Annotated in this window: 15 protein-coding genes; 9 read left to right on the top strand and 6 right to left on the bottom strand. The window is 54.8% G+C overall.

Annotation, left to right across the window (positions count from 1 at the left end):
• Positions 1 to 9 precede the first annotated feature (9 nt).
• Positions 10 to 1,539 (bottom strand): Re/Si-specific NAD(P)(+) transhydrogenase subunit alpha, encoded by a 1,530-nt coding sequence (pntA, locus tag B3B59_RS09830; RefSeq protein ID WP_040075847.1) that lies wholly within the window; start codon positions 1,537 to 1,539, stop codon positions 10 to 12.
• Positions 1,540 to 2,071: 532 nt separating this feature from the next.
• On the opposite strand from pntA, the gene ydgH reads away from it, so the two are divergent.
• The 3 genes from ydgH (at position 2,072) to folM (ending at position 5,348) form a co-directional block, all read left to right on the top strand.
• Positions 2,072 to 3,016 carry a DUF1471 family protein YdgH gene (gene ydgH, locus B3B59_RS09825; RefSeq protein ID WP_046887238.1) on the top strand — a complete coding sequence of 315 codons (945 nt, stop codon included), beginning with the start codon at positions 2,072 to 2,074 and terminating at the stop codon, positions 3,014 to 3,016.
• A 187-nt stretch (positions 3,017 to 3,203) separates the two neighbouring features.
• Complete coding sequence (locus tag B3B59_RS09820; RefSeq protein ID WP_286808858.1) at positions 3,204 to 4,586, top strand: amino acid permease; 1,383 nt, start codon at positions 3,204 to 3,206, stop codon at positions 4,584 to 4,586.
• 39 nt (positions 4,587 to 4,625) lie between these two features.
• The gene (gene folM, locus B3B59_RS09815) at positions 4,626 to 5,348 is read left to right on the top strand and encodes a dihydromonapterin reductase (RefSeq protein ID WP_040075851.1); all 723 of its coding nucleotides are present in this window, start codon (positions 4,626 to 4,628) and stop codon (positions 5,346 to 5,348) included.
• On the opposite strand, the gene B3B59_RS09810 is transcribed toward folM, so the two are convergent.
• Entirely contained in the window at positions 5,345 to 5,680 is a 336-nt protein-coding gene (locus B3B59_RS09810; RefSeq protein ID WP_040075852.1) for a GlpM family protein, read from the bottom strand. The two genes, folM and B3B59_RS09810, sit on opposite strands and share 4 nt — an antisense overlap.
• 129 nt (positions 5,681 to 5,809) lie before the next feature.
• Here B3B59_RS09810 and rstA point away from each other — a divergent pair, with 129 nt between their 5' ends.
• The 3 genes from rstA to B3B59_RS09795 all read left to right on the top strand — a co-directional run bounded on the left by rstA (position 5,810) and on the right by B3B59_RS09795 (position 9,208).
• The gene (rstA, locus tag B3B59_RS09805) at positions 5,810 to 6,520 is read left to right on the top strand and encodes a two-component system response regulator RstA (protein WP_046887236.1); all 711 of its coding nucleotides are present in this window, start codon (positions 5,810 to 5,812) and stop codon (positions 6,518 to 6,520) included.
• 215 nt (positions 6,521 to 6,735) lie between these two features.
• The gene (locus B3B59_RS09800; protein WP_046887235.1) at positions 6,736 to 7,101 is read left to right on the top strand and encodes a hypothetical protein; all 366 of its coding nucleotides are present in this window, start codon (positions 6,736 to 6,738) and stop codon (positions 7,099 to 7,101) included.
• Positions 7,102 to 7,111: 10 nt separating this feature from the next.
• Entirely contained in the window at positions 7,112 to 9,208 is a 2,097-nt protein-coding gene (locus tag B3B59_RS09795; protein WP_046887234.1) for a pyrroloquinoline quinone-dependent dehydrogenase, read from the top strand.
• Between the two features lie 52 nt (positions 9,209 to 9,260).
• Here the strand turns inward: B3B59_RS09795 and B3B59_RS09790 are convergent, their stop codons facing one another.
• Positions 9,261 to 10,175: a LysR substrate-binding domain-containing protein gene (locus tag B3B59_RS09790; RefSeq protein ID WP_286808856.1), complete on the bottom strand. Its 915-nt coding sequence runs from the start codon at positions 10,173 to 10,175 to the stop codon at positions 9,261 to 9,263.
• A gap of 120 nt (positions 10,176 to 10,295) precedes the next feature.
• On the opposite strand from B3B59_RS09790, the gene B3B59_RS09785 reads away from it, so the two are divergent.
• Together B3B59_RS09785 and B3B59_RS09780 are read left to right on the top strand one after the other, a co-directional pair.
• On the top strand, positions 10,296 to 10,844 hold the full coding sequence (locus tag B3B59_RS09785) for a hypothetical protein (RefSeq protein ID WP_286808855.1): 549 nt from the start codon (positions 10,296 to 10,298) through the stop codon (positions 10,842 to 10,844).
• Positions 10,845 to 10,949: 105 nt separating this feature from the next.
• Positions 10,950 to 12,053: an NADH:flavin oxidoreductase/NADH oxidase gene (locus B3B59_RS09780; protein ID WP_046887231.1), complete on the top strand. Its 1,104-nt coding sequence runs from the start codon at positions 10,950 to 10,952 to the stop codon at positions 12,051 to 12,053.
• Between the two features lie 242 nt (positions 12,054 to 12,295).
• On the opposite strand, the gene catA is transcribed toward B3B59_RS09780, so the two are convergent.
• Both catA and B3B59_RS09770 read right to left on the bottom strand, forming a co-directional pair.
• Positions 12,296 to 12,973, bottom strand: coding sequence for a type A chloramphenicol O-acetyltransferase (catA, locus tag B3B59_RS09775; RefSeq protein ID WP_286808854.1), 678 nt, complete (start codon positions 12,971 to 12,973; stop codon positions 12,296 to 12,298).
• 324 nt (positions 12,974 to 13,297) lie between these two features.
• Complete coding sequence (locus B3B59_RS09770; protein ID WP_046887229.1) at positions 13,298 to 13,699, bottom strand: RidA family protein; 402 nt, start codon at positions 13,697 to 13,699, stop codon at positions 13,298 to 13,300.
• 145 nt (positions 13,700 to 13,844) lie between these two features.
• On the opposite strand from B3B59_RS09770, the gene B3B59_RS09765 reads away from it, so the two are divergent.
• The gene (locus B3B59_RS09765) at positions 13,845 to 14,435 is read left to right on the top strand and encodes a TetR/AcrR family transcriptional regulator (protein WP_233804405.1); all 591 of its coding nucleotides are present in this window, start codon (positions 13,845 to 13,847) and stop codon (positions 14,433 to 14,435) included.
• Positions 14,436 to 14,534: 99 nt separating this feature from the next.
• Here B3B59_RS09765 and B3B59_RS09760 read toward each other — a convergent pair whose 3' ends face one another.
• The gene (locus B3B59_RS09760; RefSeq protein WP_286808852.1) at positions 14,535 to 15,428 is read right to left on the bottom strand and encodes a DMT family transporter; all 894 of its coding nucleotides are present in this window, start codon (positions 15,426 to 15,428) and stop codon (positions 14,535 to 14,537) included.
• Positions 15,429 to 15,514 lie beyond the last annotated feature (86 nt).

Below are 15,514 nucleotides of genomic sequence, written 5' to 3'. Positions count from 1 at the left end.
TGCTACCCCTTAGCCTTTACGAAACATTTTCAGCATGCGCTGAGTCACGGTGAAACCACCGAAGATATTGATACTGGCGATCAGCACCGCGATAAAGCTCAGGAAGCTGACCCAGCCACCGTGGCCAATCTGCAGCAGTGCACCGACGACGATGATCCCGGAGATGGCGTTGGTTACCGACATCAGCGGTGTGTGCAACGCGTGAGAAACGTTCCAGACGACGTAGTAGCCCACCACGCAGGAGAGTGCGAAGACGGTGAAATGTCCGAGGAACTCTTTTGGCGCCACGTCGGCCAGCCAGCCAAACAGAATGATACCCAGCGCCATAAAGGCGTATTTGCGCCATGGCGATGCCGGTTTTTCAGGCTCTTTCGGCTCCGGTGCAGCTTTCGCCGCCGCCTGAGGCTGAGCAGACACCTGAATTGGCGGGGCCGGCCAGGTGATTTCACCCTCGCGTACGACGGTCACGCCACGCACCACAACATCTTCAAAATCGACGGTGATGTTGCCATCTTTCTCTTTGCAGAGCAGTTTCAGCAGGTTAACGAGGTTGGTGCCATACAACTGAGAAGACTGCGTTGGCAGACGACCCGGCAGATCGGTATAGCCGATGACCTTAACGCCGTTATCGGTGGTGGTCACCACGCCAGGCACGGTGTATTCACAGTTGCCGCCGTTTTGCGACGCCAGGTCAACGATGACGCTTCCGGGTTTCATGGCGTCGACCATTTCGCGGGTGATCAGCTTCGGTGCAGGTTTGCCTGGGATCAGCGCGGTGGTGACGATAATGTCCACCTCTTTCGCCTGCGCCGCGAACAGCGCCATCTCGGCTTTAATAAAGGCCTCTGACATCACCTTCGCATAGCCATCGCCGCTGCCCGCTTCTTCTTTGAAGTCCAGCTCCAGGAACTCGGCGCCCATACTCTGCACCTGCTCTTTCACTTCCGGACGGGTATCAAAAGCCCGGACAATAGCGCCCAGACTGTTAGCCGCACCAATCGCAGCGAGACCGGCGACACCCGCACCAATGACCATCACCTTGGCAGGTGGCACTTTACCGGCTGCGGTGATCTGTCCGGTGAAGAAACGGCCGAACTCGTGGGCCGCTTCGACAATGGCGCGGTAACCGGCGATGTTCGCCATTGAGCTCAGCGCATCCAGTGACTGGGCGCGCGAGATGCGCGGCACGGAGTCCATCGCCATCACGGTGACGCCGCGCGCAGCGAGTTTTTCCATCAGCTCCGGGTTTTGCGCTGGCCAGACAAAGCTCACCAGCGTCGTACCCGCGTTAAGCAGGCCAATTTCACTCTCTTCCGGTGCGTTAACCTTCAGAATGACGGGTGACTGCCACACTTCCGCGCCGTCTACAATTTCTGCACCAGCCTGAATAAACGCTTCATCGTCGAAGCTAGCCAGCTTGCCGGCGCCGCTTTCAATCGCGACGGTAAAACCCAGTTTAAGCAGTTGCTCCACCGTTTTTGGTGTTGCTGCAACGCGGGTTTCATTGGCCGACCGTTCTTTTGGTACCCCAATACGCATAGTTTTCCCTTCCATCGGTTTGTGATGATGGTTTGTTGGTCGCTTCTACGGGCGCCATCGCCGCTGAGAGCGCTCAGCGGTAACCACAAATTACCCGCAGAAAATTAAACAGTAACAAACTTTCTATAACCTACTGAAAATAACGCCTGTGATCCACCGTCAGAAAAGAGTATTTCTTTTTATATCGGTCAAAAATAGGTGATCCGGGTCGCTGACAGAGATATTTGCCTTAAATTCTTCTCGAGAGCCGATAAATACTCAGGCGAAGCGGGAAAAACACGATATAGCCCCAGCGTAGATCAACTTATTAACATTAATTTTACTTGTGAAAGTTATAGGCTTCATCAGTTTTGCTGGTCTAACGCCTGTTTTTTCAACATATCACTAAATGTTATAGAAACTGGATTGCAGGGTAGCACCCGGTGTGAAAAATGGCGCAGACAGCGACTGGGATTAAATGCAATAATCATCAACGTTTTCAAATTAACAACAACACCAGTACCTGGTTTGCGTAAGGCGAAGGATTATTTTTATGAAGCTTAAGAACACTCTCCTGGCGTCCGCACTCCTTTCTGCGACCGCCCTGTCCGCGAATGCCGCGACAGAGTTAACGCCGGAGCAAGCGGCAGCGTTAAAACCCTTTGATCGTATTACTATCGTAGGACGTTTTAATTCCATCGGCGATGGGGTAGACGCCGCTTCCCGCCGCGCGGATAAAGAAGGTGCCGCATCATTTTATGTAGTGGACTCCGCAGATTATGGCAACAGCGGCAACCAGCGCGTCATTGCCGATCTCTATAAAGAAGATGCGCCAAAAGCTGAAACCAAAGGCAATCGCGTCATTAATGGCGTAATGGAATTGCCAAAAGATCAGGCCATCTTACTAGAGCCGTACGACACCGTGACCGTTCAGGGCTTCTACCGTAGCCAGCCTGACGTGAACGACGCCATTACCAAAGCGGCCAAAAACAAAGGCGCGGACTCTTTCTACATTGTGCGTCAGATCGATGCCAACTCGGGTGGTAACCAGCGTATTACCGCTTTCATCTATAAAAAAGATGCGAAGAAACGCGTACTGCAGAGTCCTGACGTGATTCCGGCAGATTCTGACGCAGGCCGTGCGGCGATCGCTGCAGGCGGCGCAGCGGCGAAAAACGTTGAAATTCCGGGCGTCGCGACGACTGCCACCCCAAGTTCTGACGTTGGCCGTTTCTTCGAAACCCAGACCACCAAAGGTGGCCGTTACAGCGTCACGCTGCCGGATGGGACGAAAGTAGAAGAGCTGAACAACGCCACCGCAGCGCAGATGGTTCCGTTCGACAGCATTAAGTTCACGGGTAACTACCCGAACATGACCGAGATCTCCTACCAGGTCGCGAAGCGTGCAGCCAAAAAAGGGGCTAAGTATTACCACATCACCCGCCAGTGGCAGGAGCGTGGTAATAACATGACCATCAGTGCTGACCTGTATAAGTAATTATCCAGGTTGATTAAGGCGGCGCGTAGCCGCCTTTTTTTATGCTTTTTATGCACTTTTAGAGCGTTGCGCATTGCATGACTTCCTGACACTCCGTAAAATCCCGCGCCTTAGTGTGATCCACCATTTTTATGCGCCATAGCGAAATAATTATTCTGGATTCGGTCCGTTTTTTAACAGGAAGCCAATGGAAAAGAAACTTGGCCTGAGTGCATTAACTGCGCTCGTATTAAGCTCCATGCTCGGGGCAGGCGTATTCAGCCTGCCGCAAAACATGGCCGCCGTCGCCAGCCCTGCCGCCCTGCTGATTGGCTGGGGCATAACCGGTGCGGGTATTCTGCTGCTGGCCTTCGCCATGTTGTTGCTCACGCGGCTTCGCCCGGATCTTGACGGCGGCATTTTCACCTACGCCCGTGAAGGCTTTGGCGAGCTCATTGGCTTCTGCTCGGCGTGGGGGTACTGGCTCTGTGCGGTGATCGCCAATGTCTCCTATCTGGTCATCGTCTTCTCTGCCCTCAGTTTCTTCACTGATACGCCGGAGCTGAAGCTCTTTGGCGACGGCAACACCTGGCAATCTATTGTGGGATCCTCGGTCCTGCTGTGGTTTGTCCACTGGTTAGTGCTGCGTGGCGTGCAGACGGCGGCCAGCATCAACCTGGTCGCTACGCTGGCGAAGCTGGTGCCGCTGGGTTTGTTTGTTGTGCTGGCCTTTATTGGCTTTCGCCTCGATGTCTTCAGTATGGATTTTTCCGGCCTGGCGCTGGGCGTGCCCGTCTGGGAGCAGGTCAAAAACACTATGCTCATCACCCTGTGGGTGTTTATTGGCGTAGAGGGGGCTGTGGTGGTTTCTGCCCGTGCCCGTAACAAGCGTGACGTCGGCCGCGCCACGCTGCTTGCCGTACTGGCGGCGCTGGGGGTCTACCTGCTGGTCACTCTGCTGTCGCTGGGGGTGGTAGCCCGTCCTGAGCTGGCTGGTATGCGTAACCCGTCGATGGCCGGTCTGATGGTCAAAATGATGGGCAACTGGGGCGAAGTGGTGATTGCCGCAGGGCTGATTATCTCGGTATGCGGAGCCTACCTGAGCTGGACAATTATGGCGGCGGAAGTGCCCTTCCTGGCCGCAACGCATAAAGCGTTCCCCCGCCTGTTTGCCCGCCAGAATAAAAATAATGCCCCGGCGGCCTCGCTGTGGCTGACCAATATCAGCGTACAAGCGTGTCTGGTACTGATCTGGCTCACAGGTTCTGACTATAACACCTTGTTAACCATCGCCTCAGAGATGATTCTGGTACCGTATTTCCTGGTAGGCGCATATCTGTTAAAAATAGCCACCAGACCCCTGCATCAGGCGGTGGGGATCGGCGCCTGCCTTTACGGGCTATGGCTGCTGTATGCCTCCGGTCCGATGCACTTGCTGCTCTCTGTAGTGCTCTATGCCCCTGGCCTGCTGGTGTTTATCTACGCCCGCAGAACACATGAGATTGAAAGTTCGCTGCAGCGCAAAGAAATATGGTTAATAGGTTTGTTACTGGTTGCCGCTGTGCCGGCAACGTGGATGCTGATGGGCTAACTTGTCGTTACCCATCGTCTTACGGTTAAGGAGAAAACGATGGGAAACGCGCAACCGCTCCCGATTCTGATCACCGGTGGAGGCCGTCGTATCGGCCTCGCTCTGGCTCACCATTTTTTAAATCTACGCCAGCCCGTAATCGTCAGTTATCGTACGGAATATCCCACCATTGATACCCTGCGCAAGGCTGGCGCGGTCTGCGTTCAGGCCGACTTCTCCACCGACGAGGGTATTCTGGCCTTTGCCGATAAAGTGAAAGCCGATAATCGCGGCCTGCGCGGAATTATTCATAATGCCAGCGACTGGCGCGCTGAAAAACCGGGCACCTCGCTGAGCGAGACACTCTCCTGCATGCTGCAGATCCACGTTCACGCCCCCTATCTTCTTAACCATGCTTTGCAGGATCTGCTGCGCGGGCACGGGCATGCAGCGAGCGATATTATTCATTTCACCGATTATGTCGTGGAGCGCGGCAGCGATAAGCACATCGCTTATGCTGCCAGTAAAGCGGCGCTGGATAATATGACGCGTTCATTTGCGCGCAAGCTGGCACCGGAAGTGAAAGTGAACGCCATCGCCCCCTCTCTCATTCTGTTTAACGACCACGACGACGCGGATTACCGTCGTGAGGCGCTGAATAAATCGCTGATGAAGATCGCGCCGGGCGAGAAAGAGGTGATCGATCTTATCGATTATATCTTTACCAGCTGCTACGTAACGGGTCGCACGTTTGGCGTCGACGGCGGACGCCCGCTGCGTTAGTGGAAACGGCTCCAGAAGAAGATGAGTACCCAGGCGCTGAGGCTCCAGCAGACCACGGCCCCGCCCAGCGCCAGGGGCAAACGCAGAAAACCGGTGAAGTACCACAATGACAGTAGATAAAGAAAATAGGGAATGATCGACCACATGCCAAAGACAATCGTTGCCCGTAAGGCTTCGATTCCCCGTTCTGACGCAACGATATAGTGGGCAATCAGGGCGAAGGTCGGAAAGAGCGGAATGAGCCCCGCGATATAGTAATTTTTGGTTTTGGCCAATACCCCTATCAGTACGACCACCAACGCACCCAGCGCGGCTTTAATGAGCAATCCCATCACTCTTCCCTGCAACAATTTATTCACAATAATGAGCAGCATAACGGAACGGCTGCAATTTGCGAAAGATTAATGGAAGGTTAAGGGAGTGCGGTGTATGTTGGCTTTTTTCGCCATCTCAGACGTTGTATGAATAAGATTGTATATGTAGAAGATGAACCGGAAGTGGGCCAGCTGATTGCAGCCTACCTGGGAAAACATGATTTCGAGGTCATCGTTGAACCTCGCGGCGATCGCGCCGAGGAGGTGGTGGCCCAGCAAAAACCGGATCTGGTGCTGCTGGACATCATGTTGCCCGGCAAAGACGGCATGACCCTGTGCCGGGATCTGCGTTCACAATATAGCGGCCCCATCGTTTTACTCACCTCGCTTGATAGCGACATGAACCACATTTTGTCGCTGGAGATGGGGGCAAATGACTATATTCTGAAGACGACACCGCCCGCCGTCTTGTTAGCGCGGTTGCGTCTGCATTTACGCCAGCGCGTGGGTGCCCCGGCGGATGCCCCGGGTCTAACGCCCCATAAAATGCTGCGCTTCGGTACGCTTTCCATCGACCCGGTTAATCGCCAGGTGATGCTCTCGGGCGATGAGGTTGCGCTCTCAACTGCCGATTTTGATCTGTTATGGGAGCTGGCCACCCACGCGGGGCAGATAATGGATCGGGATGCGTTACTGAAAAACCTGCGCGGCGTCAGTTATGACGGCCTGGATCGCAGCGTTGACGTGGCTATTTCGCGCCTGCGTAAGAAGCTGCTCGATAATGCCACCGAGCCGTTCCGTATTAAAACCGTGCGTAACAAAGGCTATCTCTTTGCACCCCATGCCTGGGAGATGTAAAACCCATCACCTGGACGCAAAGCATCATTTTGCGCCAGGTTTCCTCTCCCCTTAAAAAAATCCTCTTCTATACTCATTTACGTTCAGAGAATTCTGTGGTCGTTATTCCCAGCACCTTGATTTATTTATGGTTGCTTTCAGGGTCCCGGCCGCAGTGTTTCCGATAACAACATAGTGATGATTTGTTCTTTTTTTTGATAGGGGGAGTTCCTGGTATGTTGCAATCTCAACCTTCGCGCGTCGGCAGCCTGTTGCTGCTGCTGGCCGCGGTCATTGGCTTCGCCGTGGCGTTATACGCCTGGCTGACGCCGCTAACCGGCGTCACCGGCACTATCGGCGCGCTGGGCGTGGCTATCGCCTGCGTGGTGCTGGCGGTACTTACCCTGATGTTACGGGCCGCCTCCCGTCGCGGTTCCCGCATTTTCCTGATTATTATCACCCTTGTGGTACTGGTGGGTATTGGCTTTGCGGCCGCGCTGCTGCACCAGTACATCATCACGGCAGCGATGGTGGTCGGCCTGATTGGTCTGATTGCGTTGAGCAGCAATTCCGTTCGTCACAATCACCACGTCAACGTCTGAGGAGCCACCCGTGCATAACGATAAACACTATCCCTTCATGAAGGTCAGCCTGACGGCGATAGCGCTGCTGGTTGCTCCGCTCTCGCTGCAGGCGCAGGATAAAGCCGCTGAGGCCTCCCAGGGGACCCAGGAAGAGCTCAATGTGGACGCGGCCGATCAACAACAGCCGGGCACCACTAAAACTACCGATGAAGCCTCCACTGGTAAACGCGAGGGGCAAAAAGTCGCCTCGGCCAACCAGCCGGCTACGCCGCTGGTGCCCTCTACGGCCACCTGGGACAGCTTCCACGGGCAGCTAAACGCGCAGAAATACAGCCCGCTGAAGCAGATTACGGCAGAGAACGTGGGCAAGTTAACCAAGGTGTGGGAGTTTCATACGGGCGACGTGTCGGATGGTAAAGGCGACACGCCCGCTACCGTCTGGTCAGCGACGCCTATTTTTGCCAATGACACCCTTTATATTGGTACCCCCTTCGATCGCCTGATTGCGCTGGATCCGGGTACCGGCAAAGAGAAGTGGCACTATGACACCAAATCACCGCGCAAGGCGTTGACCCAGCCGGTGCTGAAGAACCGCGGCGTCTCTTACTGGCAGGCCAAAAATCCGGTTGCCGGCGAAGCCTGCCAGAAGATCGTCTATATGGGCACGGTCGATGGCAAGCTCTACGCGATAGACGCTGACTCCGGCAAGCCATGCAGCAACTTTGCAGATAACGGCATGCTGGACGTTAACCAGTGGAATACAGTGAATGCCAAATTCCCGCTCTCTATCCTGCAGCCGCCAACCGTGGTGGGTGATCACCTGATCGTAGGCTGGGCCGGTAAGGACTGGGCCTATGCGGAAGCGCCTCCGGGCAGCGTGTTCTCAATTAATGCACGTACTGGCGAGCGCGAGTGGACCTTTGATGCAATACCGGCCGACATCCGGAAACGCACCGGTACGGCCAACGTCTGGACGCATATGTCTGCCGACGAGGCTCATGGCCTGGTCTATCTGCCGGTCTCCTCCCCGTCACCTAACTACTGGGGTGGTAACCGCACCAAGCCTATCCCTCTTGGCACCTCCACCACCGCGCTGGATATCAACACCGGTAAAGTGGTCTGGTCCCGTCAGTGGGTGCACCATGACGTGTGGGATTACGATATCAACTCTGCGCCAACCCTGATGGATATCACCGTCGACGGCAAGCAGATCCCGGCGCTGATTCAGGCCACTAAACAGGGCTTCCTGTTTGTGGTTAACCGCCTGACCGGGGAAGATGTCTGGCCTATCGAAGAGCGTCCGGTACCACAGGGTGATGGCTCGGTGCAGGGGGAAGTCCTCTCGCCTACGCAGCCGTTCCCGACCAAACCCGCGCCGCTGCTCGATCAGTCGAAAAAGCCCGCTATCTGGAAACTGGCGGATATTGTCGGCGCCGGGCAGTGTAGCCGCCTGTGGGACAATTTGACCTACGAGGGGATGTATACCCCGCCCACCACGAAAGGTGAAGGTGCATTAACCTATCCGGACAGCGCCGGTGGCGTTCAGTGGGGCGGCGTGGCCTTTGATCCGCATAAGCAGATTGCTATCGTTAACACCTCACATATCGTGCAGTACGTGAAGCTTTATAGCCGCGAAGATTACGATAAGGCGGACAAAAGTGCTGGCAATGAGAGCGGCTTTGCGCCACAGGAAGGGGCACCTTACGGCCTGCGTCTGATGGTCGCCAATAACTGGCTGGGCATGCCGTGCTGGGAACCGCCATTCGGCGAGATTGTCGCGCTGGATATGCACACCGGGGATGTCAAATGGCGTCGTCCGGTTGGCGCATCGCAGCAGTATGGCTTCTTTATGCCGGAAAGCTGGGGCTCGCCGACCATTGGCGGGCCGGCTGTAACGGCGGGAGGCGTGGTCTTCATCGGTGCCTCAATGGATGCCAAAGTGCGCGCCTACTCGGTGGAGAGTGGCGATGAGCTATGGTCCGATCAGGTTGAAGCGCCTGCGGTGGCCAACCCCTCCGTGTATGAGTACAAAGGCCGCCAGTACGTGGCGTTCGTTGCCGGGGGGAACACTATCCTGAAGGATCAGGTGGGCGACCAGGTAGTGGTTTACGCGCTGCCTGAGTAAAGTGCCAGTCAACAGCAAGGGGCCCGAAGGCCCCTTTTTTTATGGCTACGTTTTACGTGTTCGCGTGTACAGAGGCGGTCGATCGCTGCATCTCCTGAATTATCCACTCCCGAAGCAGCACCACCTCCGGCCGCCCGGCACTCTCGTTCATCGTCACCAGATAATAATTGGCACCCGGTAACGAGCAATTAAACGGCGTCGTCAGCATGTTGCGCGTAATCAGATCTTCCGCCAACAGACTGCTGGCAATGACGACCCCCTGTCCCGCCACGGCTGCCTGCAGCGCGTGAGTTTCATCGCTAAAATAGAGCCCCTTACTGGCGTTGAGCGTTTCCGGCCCGTAACGCCTTTTCCAGTGCTGCCAGTCCGGGGATTCAGCCGGTACGTGCCGGTTCTCCACATGGAAAAGCGTGGCATTAAGCAGATCCTCCGGGTTTTGCAACCTGAGTGCCGGGCTGGCCGCCACGACAAACTTGTCCTCATACAGCAGCGTGTTGTGCAGCCCCTCCTCAGGGGTTTCGCGATAGCGGATCGCCACATCAACGGTACGCTGTGTTAAATCCACTTTTTCAACGCTGGTGTGCAGGTGCAAATCTATCTGCGGAAATTGCGCCTTGAAATCCGCCAGACGCGGCACCAGCCAGTTCGTTAAAAAATTGGAGGTGGTAGTGATCGTCAGCGCAGGCGGATGTCTGGCCCGCTCTATCTGCTTAACCGCCGATGATAACGCGGTAAACGCGCTGGAGGTTCCCGCATAAAGCAGCTCCCCGGCCAGGGTCATCTTTACCCCCTGGGCATTACGTTCGAATACCCGGCACGCCAGCGTCGATTCGATGAGCCGGATCTGATGGCTGACAGCGGTCGCACTCACGTTAAGCTGCTTAGCAGCCTCTTTAAAGCTCAGCGCGATGGCAACGGCATGAAAAGCGCGTAGCGCGCCGAGCGGCGGTAAACGGGATAATTTCATGATGAATTAATCTCATCTATGGCTGAAAACAATGACTTTGATTCACTGATAACGCAGGCAATAAGCTTATTACACATCTCTTAATGGATGAATTTTATTTTCGCTTACCCTGAGGTTTTTATGTCACTGTCCACTTTACACAACACAGGTCGCCTCCCGGCAGAGGCGCGAAACATCGCCTCCTGTATGCTATTCAGTCTGCTGGGCGCTGAGCTGACGCTGTTTTTCACGGCTGAAACCAGTCTCAGCCTCATAGATGCCGCAGTCTGGCTGATGGCCTTCTTGTGCAGCTACCGGCTGACAAAGAGAGGCATGATGTCCCCCCTGCCGACGTTACGTCGTCTATGCTATGGATTTGTCGCCACTGCTGGCGGACTGATACTGATACGCTTTGCTACGCATCATTACCTTCAGGAGTATGGGCAGCTTGTCGGCATGGTCTGCGTTGGGGCTGGGCAGGGAGTAGCGAGCAGAGCAGTGCAATGCCAGTGGCAGGGCGAACGTCCCGGACGTTTACTGCGCCTTGTCATTGTACTCTTTGTCATCCTGAGCAGCCTGCTGATCCTGAACGTCTCTGCGCTGTTGGGCGTAACCCCTGCGGTCGCCCTGCTGGTCGATCTGGCTCTACTGGGAGCGCTCTACTGTAAAATCGTGCAGCAAGCCCCCTGACCTGCATTGCCAGTCACCGCGCCTTTAGGGCACAAATGCGTAACCGGATTAGAAATAAGTATCAGTAAGGTAGAGAATCTTTACGTTAAAGCTGGAGCGATAAGCATGTCTAAACCGAAATTGTTTACACCGTTACGTATTCGTAATCTGGAAATTGAAAACCGTATCGTCATCGCCCCGATGTGTCAGTATTCCGCCGAAGAGGGCTGCATGACTGACTGGCACACGCTCCATCTGGGGCAGCTGGCCCTCTCCGGTGCTGGCTTGCTGACGATTGAGGCGGCGTCCGTCTCCCCGGAAGGGAGGATCACCTGGGCGGACGTCGGGCTATATGATGATAAAACCGAAGCGGCAATGGGCCGGGTGCTGGAAACCATTCGCAAGTGGTCCCCTATCCCTGTTGCCATTCAGCTGGCGCATGCAGGCCGTAAAGCCTCCACCCACAGACCCTGGGAGAAGCCGGGACAAATCGCACCCGACCAGCAGGGTGGCTGGCAGACGCTGGCCCCCTCTCCGCTCCCCTACAGCGAAGGCTATACCGTTCCCACCGCCCTTGACCGGGAGGGTCTAGCCGAAATCCGCGAGCAGTTCGCCAGCGCTGCTAAACGCGCCGCCCGGCTGGGTATTGACCTGATCCAGATCCATGCCGCACATGGCTATTTGCTGCATCAGTTCCTCTCTCCACTTTCTAACCAGCGCACAGATGAATACGGCGGTTCCCTGGAAAACCGTGCCCGATTCCCGCTGGAAATTTTCGACGTGGTACGCGAAGCCTTCCCGGCAGAGAGAGCAATCAGCGTGCGAATTTCGGCAACGGACTGGGTGGAAGGCGGCTTTGACCTGGAAGAGGCCGTCGCCTTTTCTAAAATGCTGGAAGCGCGTGGGGTGGATGTGATTCACGTCTCCAGCGGCGGCCTGCATCCGGATCAAAAGATTGAGGTCTATCCCGGCTACCAGGTTCCACTGGCCAGAGCGGTGAAAGCGGCCGTTAACATTCCGGTGGTGGCGGTCGGACTCATCACCGAGCCTGAACATGCGGAATCGATCGTGGCCAGCGGCGACGCCGACTTCATCGGCATTGCCCGTGGCGCGCTGTATAACCCGCGCTGGCCATGGCACGCCGCCGCTGCGCTGGGAGCCCAGGTGCATGCCCCGGATCAGTATCTGCGTTGCCAGCCCCATACGCTGAAAAACCTGTTTAAATCCTGACGAATGGGCGCGATCCCGGCAACGCGGTCGCGCCCTCATTTGGCTGGCATTTTCTCTTTCAGAGAGAAACACCTACCTGAAAAGCCCTCTTTTTCCTCCGCCGCCTTCGTCTTAACGTGTTCCTGAATTCAACGCGACAGTGCCACCGCGTTGTCGAAATCATTCAGAAAACAGGAGACACAATGAGTCATTTACAGTCACTGCAACAATCTCCTGCGGACTGAATCTATGCAGGTGCCCTTCTACGCTTGCTGGGCATCTGCCAGGCTCTCGATGTCATTACACAGCGCTTGCAACTCGTTATACAGTCTTGCCAGATGGAAGCCATCGCACACGGAATGGTGCACCTGAACGGCGAGCGGCAAGACCATTTTTTCCTCTTTTTGATGATATTTACCAAGCGTAAACATCGGAGAAAAAAAGTTCTGCATGTTCGCGACGTTGACATTGAAACTGGTAAAGGTGACCCAGGGAATAGCCGAGACGAAAAAGACATTTTCCAGCGACTGTTCTTTAGGCCAATAGGCTAAATTATCCCCATAGCGTGCCACATCTTCTGAATAGACCTGCTGAAAATGGTGAATATTGCCATCGTAATGGCTCCATAATGATGAAAAGGTCTCCGTTTCATTATGGAAAATAGTGTATTGCGGATGTATTTCATCCCAGATGACAAGCTCGTTATCTTTTATAGCCATGCGGAACTCCGCATGGCTATTAACGATTTTCGAAATAAGAAAAATTATCGTCGGGTAAAACTTCCAGCCAACGTTTTTGATATGTTTGTGCAGCGCGTTAATATCCAGTTCTACGGTCTGGTTGATTGTACTTTGCGCAAAGGACTGAAATACCTCAAAGTGCTCTTTTCTGGGCCAACGAGATAAATCGACAGGCGTATATCCAGGCGTTATTTTTTTCATTCTCTAACCTTTGATGACAATTACCTATAAATGTCAGGCCACCTGCTTTGATGAATTAAGCAAGTACACAGATTCCATATCGCATTGAGTGCAAACGCATTTATCAGAGTAGCGCATCTTTATACGGCAGGGAAGAGAAGGCTCTTAAGCCGATAAGCCTGACATTAATTCTGGTTGTGCTAGCCAGGGGTGTTTATCGCCAGGGAATCGCCTACAGAGCAGCGCCAGGCGGGTCGTTAACCTTGATTTCAGAGAATTAACGTTTTGGCCTGCTTCGCTAGCGAGTCTCACAACCGACCCGCCAGCGTGGATAAAGATTCAGCGTTATTGCGCAGCGCCAGGGATACGGGCAATAACCTTAATTTCAAAATCAAACCCAGCAAGCCAGGTTACGCCAACTGCGGTCCAGTTTGGATAAGGGGGCTGCTGAAATATTGCGTTTTTAACCTGCATAATGACAGGAAACTGGTTTTCTGGATCGGTATGAAAGGTCGTGACATCAATAAGATCATCAAATGTGCAGCCGGCCGCCGAAAGCGTCGCTTCCAGGTTATCGAAGGCTAACTGAACCTGGGCGGCAAAATCCGGTTCGGGTGTGCCATCATCGCGACTTCCGACCTGGCCTGAAACAAAAAGCAAATCGCCTGAACGAATTGCCGCAGAATAACCGTGCGCATCATAAAGCGCATGGCGGTTTGGGGGAAAAACAGGTTCGCGTTGGATCACAGGGATTCCTCTTTTTGTTCCAGGGTAGAATTCGATAAGCTAGAGAGCTGCAGTTGGTTTAACATACGCTATGTATGTTAAATAGATATCACATACGCGATGTATGTCAAGTGAGATACACAGCGTATGTCAAAAGGAGAGTGCTATGGCTGCGAAACGCCGCGTCGAGATGATGGAAGAAAACCGCGCAAAAATGATTGCCGCAGCGCGTAAGGCGTTTGCTGAAAAAGGCTTTGCCGAGGTTTCAATGGATGAGTTGACCGCAAGCGTAGGTCTCACCCGCGGGGCGCTCTACCACACCTTTGGCGATAAAAAAGGGTTACTCGCCGCGGTTGTTGCGCAGGTGGATGGTGAAATGGCGCAACGTGCTAAAGCGGCCGCCGTGACGGCCCGCGACGACTGGGAGAGGATACTGGCAGAAGGCATTGCCTACATAAAAATGGCCCTGGATCCTGAAGTCAGGCGCATCGTGCTGCTTGATGGCCCCGCTTTTTTGGGCGATCCCTCCCAATGGCCAAGCCAGAATAGCTGTCTGGAAGCCACCCGCCAGACTGTTTCTGAGCTAATCGAGCGCAACATTCTCAAAGAGGTAGACGCGAAAGCCGCGGCTCACCTGTTGAACAGCGCTGCGCTGAATGCGGCACTTTTGATCGCCGCCAGCGATGCTCCGCAACAGACGCTGCCAAAAGTGATTGAGGTATTTACCCTACTTGCAGGCGGCTTACGTAATACATGAAACGAAACCGCCTGACGGTTGTGCAGGGCTCAAAGGCGGACGCAGAGTGCATACAGCACCACCCGTGTTCGGCCATAGCCGATACCCGGAAGCCCGCCCTCATACCTGAGCATACCTGCGGGATCCGATGACGCAGAGGATCACCCCCAGCGTAACCAATAGCATTAGTGGGCTGACTGTTTCGGAGAGCAGTGTTGCCGAGAGGCCCAGGCCGAAGAAGGGCTGCAGCAACTGGAGCTGCCCTACCGCGGCAATGCCGCCAGCCGCCAGTCCCCGGTACCAGAAAATAAAACCGATCAGCATACTGAACAGGGAGACATACCCCAGCGCGGCCCACCCTTGCAGGCTTATCACCGCCATGTTTTCTGGCATTGTCGCATAAGTAGCGAGCAGCATCAGCGGCAGGGAGAGGATCAACGCCCAGCAGATCACCTGCAAGCCTCCCAGTTCACGTGAGAGCACTGCGCCTTCAGCATAGCCAAGACCACAGACAACCACGGCGGCCAGCATCAGCAGATCGCCCGTGAAGGAGACGGTGGATCCCTGCGACAGCGCAAAACCCATCACCAGCAGGCTGCCAATCGCAGAAAATAGCCAGAAAGCCAGCCGGGGCCTCTCCCCCCCTCGGACAACGCCAAACGTAGCGGTCGCCATTGGCAACAGCCCCAAAAATACAATGGAGTGAGCGGAGGTCACATGCTGCAGCGCCATGGCAGTCAGCAAAGGAAAACCCACCACTACGCCCAGGGCGACAATAATCAGCGACAGGCATTGTTGAGCCCTGGGGCGTTGTTGTCGGCAAAACAAGACCAATGCTAAGGCCAGCCCACCGGCAAGGGAGGCGCGCAGAAATGTCAGAAAAAAGGGATCGATTTCCTGAACCGCTATCCGGGTTGCGGGGAGCGAACCACTGAAAATAACCACTCCAATCAGGCCGCTTAGCCAGCCAGATCTTCCCCCTGGGCGCGTTTCACTGACTTCGTTTGTTCCCACTTTAGACCTCTCAAAGTTAGGACACTACTTCAGCGACTTAAGTTGACGCCCGCTATGCTAAGGCCCACCATTTATGACAATCAAAT

Origin of the sequence: Leclercia sp. UBA2479 (assembly GCF_002341985.1) — a bacterium.
Lineage (GTDB): Bacteria > Pseudomonadota > Gammaproteobacteria > Enterobacterales > Enterobacteriaceae > Enterobacter > Enterobacter pneumoniae.
Note: the sequence above shows the minus strand (reverse complement) of the source record. Positions and strands in the feature narration are given on the sequence as shown.